The organism is Winogradskyella sediminis, from assembly GCF_003387355.1.
GTDB lineage: Bacteria > Bacteroidota > Bacteroidia > Flavobacteriales > Flavobacteriaceae > Winogradskyella > Winogradskyella sediminis.
In genome coordinates, this window is sequence record NZ_QUNH01000002.1 from 584,902 (window position 1) to 601,232 (window position 16,331).

Sequence of the window (16,331 nt, forward strand, 5' to 3'; positions counted from 1 at the left end):
AAATGATTAAACAAAATATTTGTTTGCTTTTTACTTTAACAGTATTTTTAACATCTGGCTATGCGCAAAAAACAGTAAATCAATACGATAAAGATGGACTTCGCCATGGATTATGGACCAAAAACTACCATAATACCAAAGAGAAACGTTACGAAGGAGTTTTTAAACATGGTAAGGAAATCGATTCGTTTAAATTCTATACTTTATCTGGCGGAAAAAGTGTGTTAAGTGCTATAAAAGTGTTTAATGAAAGCGATAGTATTGCAGATGTTACATTTTTAGCATCTACTAAAAAAGTGATTAGTGAAGGGAAAATGAATGGCAAACGATTTATTGGTCCTTGGATCTTTTACCACAAAAATTCTTCAAAAAAAATGATTGAAGAACATTATAACGAAGCAGGTTTACTTCACGGAGAACGTTTTGTGTATTTTAAAAATGGTTTGGTGGCAGAGCAAGCGCATTATAAAAATGGAAAGCTAGACGGAGAATCCAAATGGTTTTCTGAAGATGGAATTTTACTGCGACAAAACCATTATAAAGAAGGTGAACTAGAAGGTAAAACTATTAATTACGATGCGCTTGGCAATAAAACTTCAGAGGGTCAATATAATAATAGTCAAAAAAAAGGTATTTGGATGTATTATAAAGATGGAAAACTGATAAAGGAAATAAATCATACAACCCAAGAAGTGATATCTCATAAGGAATAGTTTTAAGCTATACAATCCATAGAATTTCAGAATGGCAATCTTAATAGGATTGCCTTTTTTATTTTGTAATTTTGCCGAAGTTTTTCGAACTAAGAATGACGCACTTATTAGTTGCGTTGTGTCACTTTGAATGGAATTCATTTTCTATGATGAATTTTGTAAAGAGAAGTAATTTATATTAAGAATGTTCTCAAGGCAATTCCGATTAAAAAAAAAAAATCGAAATCACTCGAACTGACATTCAGATAAAAAGGAATAATATAATATGAAAAGAGTCATTGTTGGACTTTCGGGTGGAGTAGATTCTAGTGTTGCAGCCTATCTTTTAAAAGAGCAAGGCTATGAGGTTATTGGGCTTTTTATGAAAAATTGGCACGATGATTCAGTGACTATTTCAGATGAGTGTCCATGGTTAGAGGATAGTAACGATGCAATGTTGGTTGCGGATAAATTAGGAATTCCTTTTCAGACTGTAGATTTAAGTGTGCAATACAAAGAGCGTATTGTAGATTATATGTTTAACGAATATGAAAAAGGGAGAACTCCAAACCCAGATGTGCTTTGTAACCGAGAAATAAAGTTCGATGTGTTTATGGATATCGCTTTAGAACTGGGTGCAGATTATGTGGCTACTGGTCACTATTGCAGAAAAGCAACCATTGAAAAAGATGGAGAACAAATTCATCAATTATTGGCAGGTGCTGATCCTAATAAAGATCAGTCTTATTTTTTATGTCAGTTGTCGCAGTCACAACTTGAAAAAGCATTATTTCCGGTAGGAGAATTGCTAAAACCTGAAGTAAGAGAAATAGCAAAAGCACAAGGTTTAATCACTGCAGAAAAGAAAGATTCTCAGGGACTTTGCTTTATAGGCAAAGTGAGATTACCAGAGTTTTTACAACAACAATTAAAGCCAAAAGAAGGAGTTATTGTTGAGGTAGATGAAACGTTTGAAATTTACAATAAACCACGTCCTGTTTTTGATACTAAAACTCAAGAATTAGAAGCTTTGTCAAAGAAACCAACCTATCATCTTACAGATGGTAAAGTGGTTGGTAAACATCAAGGTGCGCATTACTTTACCAAAGGTCAAAGAAAAGGTTTGGGTGTTGGTGGCACTGTAGAGCCGTTATTTGTAATTGATACTGATGTTAATGAAAATATCATTTACACAGGTCAAGGTAAACAACATCCTGGTCTTTACCGAAATGTATTATTTGTTTCTAATGATGAGGTGCATTGGGTACGAGAAGATTTAGCTTTACAAGACGGAGACACCATGGCTGTATTAGCTAGAATAAGATATAGACAGACCTTAGAGAAAGCGACTTTACATAAAGTTGCTTCAGGGATGTATGTAGAATTTGAAAATAAACAATCAGCCATAACAGAAGGTCAATTTGTAGCGTGGTATTTAGAGGATGAATTGTTAGGATCGGGAGTTATTTCTTAACTTGCCTAACTTATAATTCGTCTGATAGATGTTAATATGTATTCAGAAAGTGCTATAATGAGCCTTTGCTCGTTCATAAAATATGGTGAGTATAAGTGAGATACCTAATCCTATGAAAAACATTTTTACTACGATACTATTTCTACTTGTCTTAACAACGAGTTTTGCGCAAGAAGATGCTTGGATTTACTTTACAGACAAACCAAATGTAGAAGAGGCAATAGCCAACCCTTTAAGTATCTTAACCCAAAAAGCTATCGATAGAAAACAGAATCACAACATTGCAATAGATGAACGCGATGTGCCTGTTAACGAGGCTTATGTTACAGATATAAAGAGTCAAACAGGAATCGTGGTAATGGCTAAATCGAAATGGTTTAACGCAGTGCATATCAGAGGAACGGAAGACGCTATAAATGCACTAGGTAATTTAACGTTTGTAGACCGTATAGATTTTGCAAATCAGAACTTAAACACATCCTTAAGAAGTGCTTCGGTATTCAACAAAACAGAAATTGAAGAATCAACCGTTGCTTTTACTTATGGAGATACCCAAAACCAAGTAGAAATGATTAATGCCGATGAATTGCATCTATCAGATTTTACAGGCGAAGGTATGACCATTGCAGTAATGGATGCTGGTTTTCCTAATGTTAATACCATGGATGCCTTTCAACGTTTAAGAGAAAATGGTGGCTTAAAAGGAGGTTATGATTTTGTAGATAGAACTACTGCAGTTTATGATTTTGCGGACAATAACCATGGTACAAAAGTACTCAGTACTATGGCTGGGTTTATTGCAAATGAATTTGTTGGTACTGCACCAGATGCGTCTTACTATGTGTTTAGAACAGAAGATTCCGGAAGTGAAAATCCTGTAGAAGAAAGTTATTGGGTAGAAGCTGCAGAGCGTGCAGATAGTCTTGGAGTAGATATGATTAATACCTCCTTAGGATATCAAACATATGATAATCCTAATTACAACTATGCACCAGCCGATATGAATGGGCAAACCACTTATATTACTAAAGGTGCCTCTATTGCGGCAGAAAAAGGCATTTTAGTAGTTGTGAGTGCAGGTAATTCGGGAGCTACCGATTGGCAAACTGTTGGAGCACCTGCAGATTCACCACATGTTTTATCTATTGGAGGTGTAAATGCTGATGGAGATTATGTGTCGTTTAGCTCACAAGGCTCTGCTGCACAAATAGGTTATCAAAAACCAGATGTGGTAGCGCGTGCAGGATTAACTTTTGTTATCGATGATAATAATGCAATTGTTCAGAATAATGGCACCTCTTTTAGTGCTCCTATTTTGTGTGGAGGTATAGCCGCATTATGGGAAGCAATCCCAGAAGCCTCACCTACAGAAGTGATGAATTATGTTAGACAATCAGCTTCACAATATATGAATCCAGATAATTTTTTAGGATACGGAATTCCTGATTTAAATGTCGCTCAGAGTTTGGCTGTAATAGGTCATAATCAAGAACTTAAGGCGTTTAAAATTTATCCCAATCCTGTGACAACAAACTTAAATATTGAAGCACCTATAGGAATAAATCAAATGGAAGTGTCTGTTTATAATCAAATAGGACAACGTATTTTAAGTCAGTCTATATTTGAAAATTCAAACCATCTTGATGTTTCAGGTTTAGCTTCGGGAGTATATGTAATAGAACTTTCCTCAACACGTATTTCAAAAACATTCAAATTTATAAAGCAATAATGGCAAATAGAATCACATCACTTTTCAACATTAAATATCCAATTATTCAAGCCGGAATGATTTGGAACAGTGGATGGAAATTAGCTTCGGCTGCGAGTAACTCAGGTATATTAGGTTTAATTGGTGCAGGTTCTATGTATCCCGATGTTTTACGAGCGCATATACAGAAATGTAAAGCAGCTACCGATCACCCCTTTGGTGTAAATGTACCGATGTTATATCCCAACATTGAAGAGATTATGGATATCATTGTAGAAGAAGGTGTGAAAATCGTGTTTACATCTGCCGGAAATCCGAAAACATGGACCAAGTGGCTGCAAGAGCGTGGAATTACAGTGGTACATGTGGTTAGTAGCGTAAAGTTTGCTTTAAAGGCGCAAGATGCTGGAGTGGATGCTATCGTTGCCGAAGGTTTTGAAGCTGGTGGACACAACGGTAGAGATGAAACTACGACTTTAACTTTAATTCCGATGGTTAAAGAGCAACTTAAGATTCCATTAATCGCAGCAGGAGGTATCGCGACAGGAAAAGCGATGTTAGCGTGTATGGTTCTTGGAGCCGATGGAGTACAAGTGGGAAGCCGATTTGTAGCCAGTGAAGAATCTTCAGCACACCAAGCGTTTAAGCAGGTGGTTGTCAATTCCAAAGAAGGAGATACCCAATTAACGTTAAAAGAATTAGCACCAGTACGATTGGTGAAAAACAAATTTTTTAATGATATCCAAGACCTATATAAAACAAGTCCAACACCAGAACAACTTAAAGAATTATTAGGCAGAGCTAGAGCTAAACGTGGTATGTTTGAAGGTGACTTAGAGGATGGTGAGCTTGAAATAGGCCAAATAGCAGGTTTAATTCACGATGTGAAACCTGTTGCTGAAATTGTAGAAAATATGGTGAATGAGTTTACCGAAGCTAAGCATGCTCTACATGGATTATAAGGTAATAAACATTCAATAAATAAATCGAGCTGAGCGTTTTAAAATAATAATATTTTTTATAGTTTATAATATAGTGAACCACTTAGTTTTAAAACACCCGTTTACTCCCTTTTTTTTAATAAAAAACTTAAATTTGTGCTTACTAATTTTGATTAGTCTTGTATGAATTTAACCACCGAAAACATCCTGTTAATAGGTTCTCTATTACTTTTTATAAGTATTATAGTGGGAAAAACTTCATATAAATTTGGAGTTCCAACACTACTACTTTTTTTAGCTATTGGGATGTTAGCGGGTTCAGATGGACTTGGTGGTATTCGCTTTGATGATCCTAAGTTAGCTCAATTTATAGGTATTGTCTCACTTAACTTTATCTTATTTTCTGGTGGTTTAGACACTAATTTTAAAGCTATAAAACCCATTCTTAGAGAAGGTTTGGTATTGTCTACCTTAGGTGTTTTTCTTACTGCTGCTGGTCTTGGTGTTTTTGTATATGTTGTTACGGATTTTACGATTTATGAAAGTCTTTTATTAGGTTCAATAGTCTCTTCTACAGATGCTGCAGCTGTATTTTCTATATTACGTTCAAAAAACTTAGCCTTAAAAACCAATTTAAGACCGACCTTAGAGTTAGAGAGTGGAAGTAATGATCCTATGGCTTATGTACTGACGCTTGCATGTTTAAGTTTGGTTATTAATCAAGATCAGAGCGTTTTTAACATGCTGCTTATGTTTTTTCAACAGATGATCTTAGGTGGAGTTGCTGGTTTTGCGTTCGGTAGGTTAAGTAAGATTATAATTAATAGAATTAAATTAGGATTTGAAGGGCTTTATCCTGTTTTAGTTATTGCGTTAATGTTTATTACATTTTCTGCAACAGATTTTGTTGGTGGTAATGGATTTCTCGCCATTTATATTTGTGCCGTTTATTTAGGAAATCAAGATTTAATACATAAATCTACCATTCTCAAAATGTTCGATGGAATTGCGTGGTTAATGCAAATCGTACTGTTCCTTACTTTAGGATTACTTGTTTTTCCTTCTCAGATTGTTCCTTACATGGGTATTGGGTTGTTAATTTCTATATTCTTAATACTTGTGGCTCGTCCTGCGGCTGTTTTTATAAGTCTCATGTTTTTTAAAATGAAATTAAAACGGCGTTTCTATATTTCATGGGTTGGTTTGCGAGGTGCGGTGCCTATTGTATTTGCCACATACCCACTTTTAGCTGGTATTGATAAGGCGAATATGATATTTAATATTGTTTTTTTTATTTCTGTAACGTCAGTGTTAATACAAGGAACAACATTATCGCTTTTTGCTAAATGGTTAAATGTAGCATTGCCAGAGAAGGTAAAACCTATTGCTGAGAATGATCGCTATATTCTTAATTTACCTAAATCTGCAATGGAAGAAATAGTTATACCTTCTCAGAGTTTTGCTGTAGGCAAGCGCATTATCGATTTACATTTTCCAACCTCTGCATTTATAGTAATGATTAAACGAAATGATAAATTTGTGCGCCCAGGAGGCTCAACAATTATTGAAGCTAACGATACTTTGGTTGTTTTATTAGATAATGAAGATAGCTTGCAGGAAGTCAATGCCATACTCAATACAATGCTTATAGACTAAATTCACGTAATTATGTGTTTCAAAATATTTTTATTATTTAACTTTTGTTTGAAGTTCTAAAAATTATCACTAATATTAAGTGTATAATATATTGCTAATCGCTTAGTTTTGTATTGAATTAAATGATCATATCATGAGAAGAATAATAGTTGTAATTATAGTATTTTTGAGTTTGTATTCTTGTGATGAAGTATTAAGTAAGGAGGAATATGAAAAAATTAATTGGACAGCTAGAGAAGCCTCTATTTCACCTAAAGATTCCTTAGAGTCAGGGAAATCTTACCTATCTGTATATTCACAAATTTACAGTTATTCGCAACATAAAATGTACAGCCTTACGGCTATGATTAGCATCAGAAATACAAGTGTAACGGATAGTATTTACTTAAGTAAAGTCGACTATTTTGATACGCATGGAGCGTTACTAAAAACATATATAACCAAACCTGTGTATTTAAAACCAATGGAAACTTTGGATATTATTATCGATGAGGTGGATGATACAGGTGGTACTGGAGGTAATTTTATTTTTGATTGGCAGATTCCTAAAAAATGTCCGGAACCAATCTTTGAAGGTGTTATGACATCGACATCTGGACAACAAGGATTATCTTTTTTAACTCAGGCGAAAAGAATTGACTAAAAGTCGCTTGAAACTGAACTCTAATCGCATATTAATAATATTTTTTTCTTCTATTAAATTACCAAATAATACCCTTTTTAAACTAAAAGGAAGTATTACTTTTGCGGCATGGTTTTAAGTAATTATACGAAAGAATTTAGATACAATCTAAAACTTGCATCTCCTGTGATGCTGGGTATGCTTGGTCATACCTTTGTTAGTTTTATAGATAATATAATGGTTGGCCAATTGGGTGCCGCAGAATTAGCTGCTGTATCTTTAGGTAATAGTTTTATTTTTATCGCGATGTCTATAGGTATCGGGTTTTCTACCGCTATTACTCCTTTAGTGGCTGAAGCGGATACCGAAGGAAATTTTGAAAAAGGCAAATCCGTATTTAAACACGGCCTATTTCTCTGTACTGTTTTAGGATTGGTGTTGTTTGGTATTTTGCTATTCGCCAAGCCACTTATGTATATTATGGACCAGCCGAAAGAAGTTGTAGATTTGGCGATTCCGTATTTAGATTTAGTGGCATTTTCATTAGTTCCTTTAATTGTTTTTCAAGCATTTAAACAATTTAGCGATGGTTTGTCGTTAACTAAATATCCAATGTATGCTACAATTGTTGCCAATTTGCTGAATGTAGCGATCAACTATGTGTTAATTTTTGGAAAGTTTGGTTTTCCCGAAATGGGAATTGTAGGTGCTGCAGTAGGAACTTTAGTATCGCGTTTTGTCATGGTCGCATATCTGTGGTGGTTATTAGCCAAACGTCAAAAATCAAAGGCTTATGTCACTCAGATTAAATTCTTTCAGCTGAGTAAACAACCGATTAGAAAAATCAGTAATTTAGGATTGCCAAGCGCTATGCAGATGTTCTTTGAAGTAGGTATTTTTACAGCTGCCATTTGGTTAAGCGGAACTTTAGGTGCCAATGCCCAAGCGGCAAATCAAATTGCACTTAACTTATCGTCAATGACCTTTATGGTCGCCACAGGTTTAAGTGTTGCGGCAATGGTAAGAGTGGGTAACCAAAAAGGATTAAAGGATTTTAAAGCCTTAAAGCGTATTGCGGAATCTATATTTTTAGTCGGGTTTATTTTTGCTGTTATATTTGCTTTGTTATTTGTGGTATTTCACCAAATGCTCCCAGATCTATACGTGGATTTAGATGATCCTGAGAATGCTGTTGATACTGCAGAGGTGGTTAGTATTGCAGCAACTTTATTGTTAGCAGCGGCTGTTTTTCAAATTAGTGATAGTCTTCAAGTTATTGCATTGGGAGCTCTACGTGGACTTCAAGATGTTAAGATGCCTACATTAATAACCTTTATATCGTATTGGGTGGTTGGTTTTCCTATTAGTTATTACTTAGGTAAAGCAGATGCTTACGGCAGTTTAGGGATTTGGATTGGACTCATTGCAGGTTTAACTGTGGCAGCAGTTCTATTATTTATTCGATTTCATCTCCTGACTAAAAAACTCATTCTAAAGTATAATTAGCAGCAGAAGTACTTTTAACTCGTAACTAAATTTGTATTTTTGCTATAACATTTGGCAAAACGCTAAGCACTCATATTTTATACATGGAATTACCAAAATTTATATTAGGAGATAACACAGATTACCCTAATGCTATATTTATAATTCATACTGAATTTCCTCGTTTTATCATTAATCTTGAAAATGATGAGGTAGAATGGTTTGAAGAATTTGATCAGCACGACGAAAAAGAGCTAGAGACTGAGACTGAAAACTACATTCAACAAGCTACCGATTTTTACGATAGAGAAATTGCGAGATACGACGATTAATGTTAGAACAACTTATAGAGTACGATAAAGATCTTTTTCTTTTTCTCAATAATTTAGGAACCGAAACTTGGGATGGTTTATGGTTGGTAATTACCAATAAACTTTCGTCCATTCCCTTGTACGTATTGTTATTGTTATTTATTTATAAAAAACTGGGATGGAAAGCTTTAGTGCTTGCCGTTTTTGTGGTCGCAGGAATGATTGCATTTACAGACCAAATGACAAATCTTTTTAAACATACTTTTCAACGACCAAGACCATGTAGAGCAGAAGGTGTTATGGATTTAGCACGTTTTATCGCACCACGTTGTGGGTCGTATGGTTTTTTCTCTGGTCACGCATCTAATTCAATGTCTACTGCAATTTTTGCAGGCTTATTATTACGACCATATTTTAAGAACCTTATTTACTTATTATTAGTTTGGAGTGTAGTTGTAGCTTATAGTCGTATTTATGTCGGTGTGCATTACCCATTAGATTTGATATGTGGAATGACATTTGGCGCACTATCGGGTTTGATGTTTTATAAGCTGTATCACTTTTTTCTTAAAAAGTATTTTATACAATAGAGTTTTGAATTTATCTATTGTTATCAAGCAATAGCCTAAACGCATCAAAATTTTAACGATCAATCTTTCGCTTTTTGAATTAAGTATGTGTTTCTAGCATAAATTACCATGCCAAAAATATGTCCAATAAACAACACAGGATCTTTCCTTATAATGGCATACGTTAAAATTAAACTGGCACCAATCAAACTCAAAATCCAAAAACCTAAGGGTAGAAGAGAGGTTTTTTGACGTTCAGAGTAAATCCATTGATACACAAAACGCAAAGTAAAAATAACTTGAGCCACAATACCTAAAGCTAATAGCCAATTAGGAATGGCTTCATTTTGAAAGAGCAATTCTATATCAATCTTATTGTTGTTATAATAAAATACAACGATTAATATCGGAACAATAAAAAGCAAGTACTGTATAATTTTAGGAAGTTTTTGCCATTGCCCTTGTAATTGTAAGTTTCGGATATAAATAAAGTAAGTTAAACTCTGACCTAACATAATGGCAAAATCTAAACGGAGGTAACCGTAAATAAACAGTAGAAAAGACGCGATTAAACTAAGTACCCAAAATGCTTTTGGTGAGCTAACTTTACGTTGCTTTTCTGAAGTTATCCATTGAATAATTAACCGAGACGAAAATAATATCTGAGCTAAGAATCCAATGCTGTAAATAATCCAGTCTTTCAAAGTTTATAGGTAAGGTTTATAATATATATGTCTTTAATTTAGTACAATGTGTTTATGATGTTACTCATTTTCTAGTACTCGATTTAGAAATGTCGTAATTAATATACTTCTTTTTCATCCATAAATAAGCAAAACAATCTACTAAAGGACCAAATAAACGGTTCCAGAACCCAAATTTTCCCGTCCCAGCAATTCTTGGAAAATGTCTTACCGAAACTTGTTTTACTCGGCCATGTTGTAGCATAATCATAGCAGGCAAAAAACGATGTAATCCTCTAAACATAGGAATACGTTTTGCATAATCGGTTTTCATAACTTTTAGTGGACAACCGGTGTCAATCATACCATCGTGAGTAAAGGTGCGCCTAATACCATTGGCTATCTTAGAAGACATACTTTTAATAAAAGCATCTTTTCGGTTAGATCGTACACCAGTTACTAATTCGTAAGCCTCTATATGTTCTAAAAGGATATTAAAATCTTCGGGAGTGGTCTGTAAATCTGAATCAATATAGCCAACCAGATTCGTATCCACATGGTCAAACCCGGCTTTAATAGCTGCACTTAAACCCTTGTTTTCTTTAAAGGAAATATATTCAAATGCCCCGTTTCGCTTACAAATGGTTTCTATTAAACTTTGACTGTTATCACTTGAACCATCATTAACAAAGAGTACTGTTGTAGTAACCGTAGCTATTTTTAGATAGTTTAATAGTTCTGATTCTACACGAAGTAAATTGTCTGCTTCATTGTATACAGGAACTATGATGGTGAATTGGTACGTCATGCAATAGATGGCTTTATCGCTACAAAAGTATCGTTTTTTTATACGTCAGCAAGCACTTGTAAAGTAATGTGTATAATATAGAAAGTTTTAAAGGAAACGGCATTATTAATGAGATTCCATTTTTAATCTTTCTTCATTTGATATGCGTTGTAACTCTAAGTTCTCTGGATTTTTCATAGCCTTCTTTTCTGCCTCTATATAGTCTGGGAAATTTCTAAACCTCATTTCTAATAAGGTTTCGGATTTTGTGATAAAAAAGAGCAAACCAACCATAGAAATTATAGAAAGACGCATTAATAGTGTGCTATGAAACCTATTTTTATGACTTATGAATTTAAAAACAGTCACTACAATTATGGGGAATAGGCTCATGAGACCTATTAATAAAAGGATACTACCGTAAGGCCATAATTGGTATTTAAATAAAATACTAATTGAAAGTAAAGACAATACAAATCCTGTTCCAATAGTGCCGATAATTCGTATTAAGCTAATGCCTTTATAAGATTCTTTGTTAAATAAATGTCTCAACCGAATTCGATTTAATAATCCAAAACTAAACACAAAGTAGAGCATTGACAATGCCAATGTAAGCATGGTAATCAATAAAGATGCATAAGGAAATGTTATAAATAGCCGTAATAACATTACTACTAAAATACCAACGCCAATACTTATTTCGGTCTGTTTCATTTTTTATGAGGTCGTTTTATACACTCGTTAAAGAGATAACAAATATTCAGCAGCAGCAAAAGGGGTAATTTCTCCGGCTTCAACGCGTTTCATTTGTATTGGTAATGCCAATTTAATTTCTGGAGCATTATAGAAATTAGATTTTAAACGTTCTTCAATAGTTTGAAGTAACCAAAACTTATTTTGATTATGTCTGTTAGTTTCAAAGTATTGATTTGCGCTTGTCGTTTTTAAATAATCTTCAATCATATGCCATACATCAGCAATACCTTCGTGTTTAAGCGCACTACATAACGATACTTTGGGAGACCATTGAGATGCTTTAGAAGGATATAGATGCAGCGCTCTATTAAACTCAACTTTAGCCATTTTTGCAGCCTTAATATTATCTCCATCAGCTTTATTAATAACTATGGCATCTGCCATTTCAATAATGCCACGTTTTATTCCTTGAAGCTCATCTCCAGCTCCAGCGAGTTTTAAGAGTAAAAAGAAATCGACCATACTATGTACAGCGGTTTCACTTTGTCCAACTCCTACGGTTTCAATAATAATGGTATCAAATCCGGCTGCTTCACATAAAATAATTGTTTCACGCGTTTTTCTAGCCACACCTCCTAAAGAATTACCAGATGGAGAGGGTCTTATAAAAGCATGGTCATTCTTTACCAGATCGTTCATTCTGGTTTTATCACCAAGAATACTTCCCTGACTAAGACTACTGCTAGGATCTACAGCTAAAACAGCAACTTTTTTATCTAGTGAGGTGAGGTGCAGCCCAAAGGCTTCGATAAATGTACTTTTACCAACACCAGGCACACCTGTTATACCGATTCTTGTTGCGCTGTTGCTATGTGGCAAACACTTGGTTATAATGGCGTTGGCCTGTTTAGAATGGGCTGGGTTTGTACTTTCAATTAATGTAATCGCTCTACTTAAGGCTGTGATGTTTCCAGCCAAAATACCAGAGACTAAATCATCAACCGATAGTCTTTTCTTTCGTTGCGCTCTAATTGTTTTTGCGACATTAGAACTTAGGCTTTTAGGAGATGGAATGCCCTTTTTTTCTTGCAAAGCAGATTTAGATATTTTCTTTTTATTGGCCACCTTTCTGTCCATTTATTGTTGCGCTTTCACTTCAATAGGCACTTCGATTAAGGTATTATCCCACGCCATAGTTAGTTTTAAACGGCCTGTTTTATTATCAAAAGCAATAGTGAATTTCTCTACAGTTTCTTCTAATTCTTGCGTTGGCACTTCAATTTCTAGAGCATCGTAATTAGGATCCCACATCGGTTCCATTTTTTCATTAACACCCCAATCATATTGTTTTGAGTTAAACATGACTTTCCAGTTTTCTTGCATAGGAACCGTCCAGATGGTATATTTTCCTTTGTTTAAAGGTATGCCATCAATTATTAATTTTTGGTTGGTTTCAAAAGTCGTGGCTTCATTTGCACCTGTTCTCCATACTTTGTCAAAAGGCACCAAGGCTCCGAAAATTTCTCGGTCTCGTTTAGAAGGTCTATTGTATTCTACTTTAAGGGTTAAATCGTTTAATGATATTTCAGCAGTATCTTTGGGACTTAATGGAGGCGAAAAAATATCTTCAACAAATACAGAATATAATAGCAAACCTAAAGCTAAAATAGACAAGATAATAAGTAGGCGTTTTAACATAGTCGTTAATCTTAAAATGATATAGGTTAAAATTTATAATGCAAACTTATGCATTCAAGATTTAAAGATAATTGAAATCCATAACTTTATAGAAGTCAAACGTTGAATTTTATGGAAATCTTATAAAATTGAAAATAATTTGAAGATTCTTGCAACACTTCAATTTTTACTTCGTCTTTAGGATGTAACCAATCAAAAAACAAAACCAAAATCAGCACGTTTCAAATTCATATTGTTGAAAAATGCAAGCAGAATGATCGGCAAGCGCAAATGCAATTGTATAATCAATACTGTAACGGCATGCTCGTTGTGGCTCTTAGATTTGTAAAGGACACTATGGAAGCCGAAGATGTGGTGCAAGAAGCCTTTATAAAGGCATTTTCAAAATTAGAACAATATAAGGCGGAGGTCAGTTTTGGCGCTTGGTTAAAACGCATTGTTATTAATAAATGTATTGATGTTTTAAAGTCGAAAAGACAACGTGTGGTAGAATTAGAAGCGTATCATCTAAACGTTATTGAAGATAATAATGACGATGATTGGACTATCGATGTAGGTATATCTATAGCTGATGTGAAATTAGCAATTGAAGCCTTACCAGAAAAATACAAATATGTTGTACTGCTGTATTTAATGGAGGGTTACGATCATAAAGAAATTTCTGAAATTTTAAAAATTACAGAGATTGCTTCCCGGACACAATTATCGAGAGGGAAACAAAAATTAAAAGAAGTATTAAAATTGAAAAGAAATGGGACAAGATCTTAGAAATCTATTCAAAGAAGACCAGAAAAGTCAGCAGACCAAAATGTCTAAAGGTCATGAGACGCGTTTTCTTCAAAAATTAGAAAAAGAATTTCCGCAGCAACAGAGATCTACAAATAGGTTTCGCATTTTTAATATGGCGGCAAGTGTTGTTTTACTGCTAGGTTTAAGCTTCGGTGCATATCAGTATCTTTATAAGCCTATAGCCATAAGTGATCCGGTTGAGGTTGTCGATACCGAAATAAAAACACTTGGAGATGTATCACCTAGTCTAAAAAAAGTAGAAGATTATTATTTAGCTAGTATTAATTTAGAATTATCTAAAGTGCAACTTACACCAGAAAATAAGGAGTTATTTGATGGTTATGTTGAGCGACTTAAAGAACTCAATGACGAATATAAAAAGTTAACCAAAGAGTTACATGCTAACGGACCTAATGAAGCCACATTAGATGCCTTAATTAACAATTTAAAATTTAGGCTCAATTTAGTTATGCGTCTTAAAGAAAAATTAAAAGAGTTTAGCGACGATAGTTTTATAGAAACTAATGCTTAAATAGATGTGACATAAAAACACACTTAAATTATATCAATCAATCAATCAATCAATCAATCAATCAATCAAAAAACGAACAGATTTTAGCCTTGGTAAAGGTAAGTCTAAAAAAATCAAAAATCATGAACACCATTAGAATTTTAGTTATGTGTCTGCTAACCACACTAGGTTATGCACAGAAAAAAATAAATAAAACATCGCAATCCATAAAAGTGAATAAAGAGGTCGTAGTGGATTTGAACACCAGCTATGTGGAAATAGAAATAGACACCTGGAACAAAGATGTCGTTGAGGTGGAAGCTTATATCGAAGGAGATAAACTTTCGGAGGCAGAATTAAAAAAAGCCTTAGAAGCATGGAATCTTAAGGTAGAAGGCTCTTCAAATAAAGTGAGTATTTCATCTATTGGAGGTATGCGTTTGGGTGTGTTTCCGGATGCAGAATACGTTGATGTATTAAAAGAATTAGAGTACCAGTTAATTGAGTTACCAGAAATGCCAGAAATGCCTGTTATGCCCATGATGCCAGAATTAGCAGAATTGCCCATGTTACCAGAAATGCCAGAAATGCCTATAATGCCAAGACTACCTGAGCTACCTAAAGGTATTACGACTATAGAATTTGACTACGAAAAATACCAAAAAGAAGGAGAAGCTTATTTAGCCGAATGGAGTAAAAAGTATGAAAAAAAAGGTGGTAAAGAATTTCAGAAAAAAATGGAAAACTGGGCACGAGAATTTGGAGACTCAGGTTACCAAAAAAAATTAGAAAAATGGGGAGAAGAATACAGTGAGCGTTTTGAAGGTAAATGGGCAAAAGACATGGAGAAATGGGGTGAAAAATTTGGGGAAAAATACGGTAAGGATTTAGAAAAATGGGGAGAAGAATTTGGAGAAAGGTTTGGAAAAGAGTGGGAAGAAAAAATGGAAGCTTGGGGAGCAAACTTAGAAAAACAAATGGATGCGCGTGCTGAATTTATGGAGAAACGAAACGAAAGCTTAGAGAAACGAGAAGAAGCTATTGCAAAACGAAATGAACATTTAGCAGATAGAAGAATGTCTATTTTAACCAAACGATTAGAATCTGGTGAAAAGAGTAATGTTAAAAAAGTGATTAAAATTAAAATCCCTAAAAAAGCCAAACTAAAAACCAATATTAGACATGGTGAATTAAAAATAACCTCTGTAATTCATAATATGAAAGGTGATATTTCACATTCATTTTTAGTAGCGGAACACATTGATGGAAGCAGGACTTCCATCAATGTATCTTATTCACCTGTGATGGTAAATACATGGAGTCTAGGTACTCTAAATCTTAATTTTGTGGATAAAGCACAAATTAAAACAGCTCAAAATTTAGTGCTCAATTCTAAATCCTCAAATGTAACAGTTGGGAATTTAAATGATACCGCTATTATTGATGGGAGTTTCGGTGACTTAACGATTTCTAATTTAAGCTCAACCTTTAAGAGTCTCAATTTGGTATTAGAAAATAGCGATGCGCTTATTAATTTACCAAAAGATGTAGATTATACCCTTTATTTTAAAGGCAACCGTTCTAAGTATAATAATAAAGTAACGACACAAAAAACACTTCACAATTATCCAGATGGCCAGAATTCTGATCGGAATATTATGGTCAATGCCAAATTTAGTGACGTGATTATTAATTAATACATTGGCTTT

General features: G+C 34.1%; 17 protein-coding genes. 12 read left to right on the forward strand and 5 right to left on the reverse strand.

From position 1 onward, the window contains the following. Positions 1-2 precede the first annotated feature (2 nt). The 9 genes from C8N41_RS09895 to C8N41_RS09935 all read left to right on the forward strand — a co-directional run bounded on the left by C8N41_RS09895 (position 3) and on the right by C8N41_RS09935 (position 9,479). Entirely contained in the window at positions 3-713 is a 711-nt protein-coding gene (locus C8N41_RS09895; RefSeq protein ID WP_115839137.1) for a toxin-antitoxin system YwqK family antitoxin, read from the forward strand. A 265-nt stretch (positions 714-978) separates the two neighbouring features. Then, positions 979-2,166, forward strand: a complete 1,188-nt coding sequence (gene mnmA / locus C8N41_RS09900) for a tRNA 2-thiouridine(34) synthase MnmA (RefSeq protein ID WP_115839138.1) — start codon at positions 979-981, stop codon at positions 2,164-2,166. Between the two features lie 112 nt (positions 2,167-2,278). Beyond that, complete coding sequence (locus tag C8N41_RS09905; protein ID WP_115839533.1) at positions 2,279-3,895, forward strand: S8 family serine peptidase; 1,617 nt, start codon at positions 2,279-2,281, stop codon at positions 3,893-3,895. After that, the gene (locus C8N41_RS09910) at positions 3,895-4,836 is read left to right on the forward strand and encodes an NAD(P)H-dependent flavin oxidoreductase (protein ID WP_092447003.1); all 942 of its coding nucleotides are present in this window, start codon (positions 3,895-3,897) and stop codon (positions 4,834-4,836) included. The genes C8N41_RS09905 and C8N41_RS09910 overlap by 1 nt, the downstream gene beginning before the upstream one ends. A 162-nt stretch (positions 4,837-4,998) precedes the next feature. Beyond that, the gene (locus C8N41_RS09915; RefSeq protein WP_115839139.1) at positions 4,999-6,471 is read left to right on the forward strand and encodes a potassium/proton antiporter; all 1,473 of its coding nucleotides are present in this window, start codon (positions 4,999-5,001) and stop codon (positions 6,469-6,471) included. A 133-nt stretch (positions 6,472-6,604) separates the two neighbouring features. Further along, complete coding sequence (locus C8N41_RS09920) at positions 6,605-7,114, forward strand: DUF3124 domain-containing protein (protein ID WP_115839140.1); 510 nt, start codon at positions 6,605-6,607, stop codon at positions 7,112-7,114. A 108-nt stretch (positions 7,115-7,222) separates the two neighbouring features. Beyond that, on the forward strand, positions 7,223-8,599 hold the full coding sequence (locus tag C8N41_RS09925; protein ID WP_092447006.1) for an MATE family efflux transporter: 1,377 nt from the start codon (positions 7,223-7,225) through the stop codon (positions 8,597-8,599). Between the two features lie 83 nt (positions 8,600-8,682). Next, the gene (locus tag C8N41_RS09930; protein WP_092447007.1) at positions 8,683-8,910 is read left to right on the forward strand and encodes a hypothetical protein; all 228 of its coding nucleotides are present in this window, start codon (positions 8,683-8,685) and stop codon (positions 8,908-8,910) included. Beyond that, entirely contained in the window at positions 8,910-9,479 is a 570-nt protein-coding gene (locus C8N41_RS09935; protein ID WP_115839141.1) for a phosphatase PAP2 family protein, read from the forward strand. The genes C8N41_RS09930 and C8N41_RS09935 overlap by 1 nt, the downstream gene beginning before the upstream one ends. Positions 9,480-9,538: 59 nt before the next feature. Here C8N41_RS09935 and C8N41_RS09940 read toward each other — a convergent pair whose 3' ends face one another. The 5 genes from C8N41_RS09940 to C8N41_RS09960 form a co-directional block, all read right to left on the reverse strand. After that, positions 9,539-10,162: a lipid-A-disaccharide synthase N-terminal domain-containing protein gene (locus tag C8N41_RS09940; RefSeq protein ID WP_092447009.1), complete on the reverse strand. Its 624-nt coding sequence runs from the start codon at positions 10,160-10,162 to the stop codon at positions 9,539-9,541. 64 nt (positions 10,163-10,226) lie between these two features. Next, entirely contained in the window at positions 10,227-10,949 is a 723-nt protein-coding gene (locus tag C8N41_RS09945) for a glycosyltransferase (RefSeq protein WP_092447010.1), read from the reverse strand. A gap of 105 nt (positions 10,950-11,054) precedes the next feature. After that, positions 11,055-11,642: a hypothetical protein gene (locus tag C8N41_RS09950; RefSeq protein ID WP_115839142.1), complete on the reverse strand. Its 588-nt coding sequence runs from the start codon at positions 11,640-11,642 to the stop codon at positions 11,055-11,057. A 27-nt stretch (positions 11,643-11,669) separates the two neighbouring features. Beyond that, positions 11,670-12,761: a methylmalonyl Co-A mutase-associated GTPase MeaB gene (meaB, locus tag C8N41_RS09955; protein ID WP_115839143.1), complete on the reverse strand. Its 1,092-nt coding sequence runs from the start codon at positions 12,759-12,761 to the stop codon at positions 11,670-11,672. After that, complete coding sequence (locus C8N41_RS09960; RefSeq protein ID WP_092447013.1) at positions 12,762-13,322, reverse strand: DUF2911 domain-containing protein; 561 nt, start codon at positions 13,320-13,322, stop codon at positions 12,762-12,764. Positions 13,323-13,592: 270 nt separating this feature from the next. On the opposite strand from C8N41_RS09960, the gene C8N41_RS09965 reads away from it, so the two are divergent. The 3 genes from C8N41_RS09965 (at position 13,593) to C8N41_RS09975 (ending at position 16,319) form a co-directional block, all read left to right on the forward strand. Continuing rightward, complete coding sequence (locus C8N41_RS09965; protein WP_115839144.1) at positions 13,593-14,090, forward strand: RNA polymerase sigma factor; 498 nt, start codon at positions 13,593-13,595, stop codon at positions 14,088-14,090. Beyond that, positions 14,074-14,643 (forward strand): hypothetical protein, encoded by a 570-nt coding sequence (locus C8N41_RS09970; RefSeq protein WP_115839145.1) that lies wholly within the window; start codon positions 14,074-14,076, stop codon positions 14,641-14,643. Before C8N41_RS09965 ends, C8N41_RS09970 begins: the two co-directional genes overlap by 17 nt. A gap of 122 nt (positions 14,644-14,765) precedes the next feature. Further along, positions 14,766-16,319 (forward strand): hypothetical protein, encoded by a 1,554-nt coding sequence (locus tag C8N41_RS09975; RefSeq protein ID WP_115839146.1) that lies wholly within the window; start codon positions 14,766-14,768, stop codon positions 16,317-16,319. The last annotated feature ends 12 nt before the right edge of the window (positions 16,320-16,331 follow it).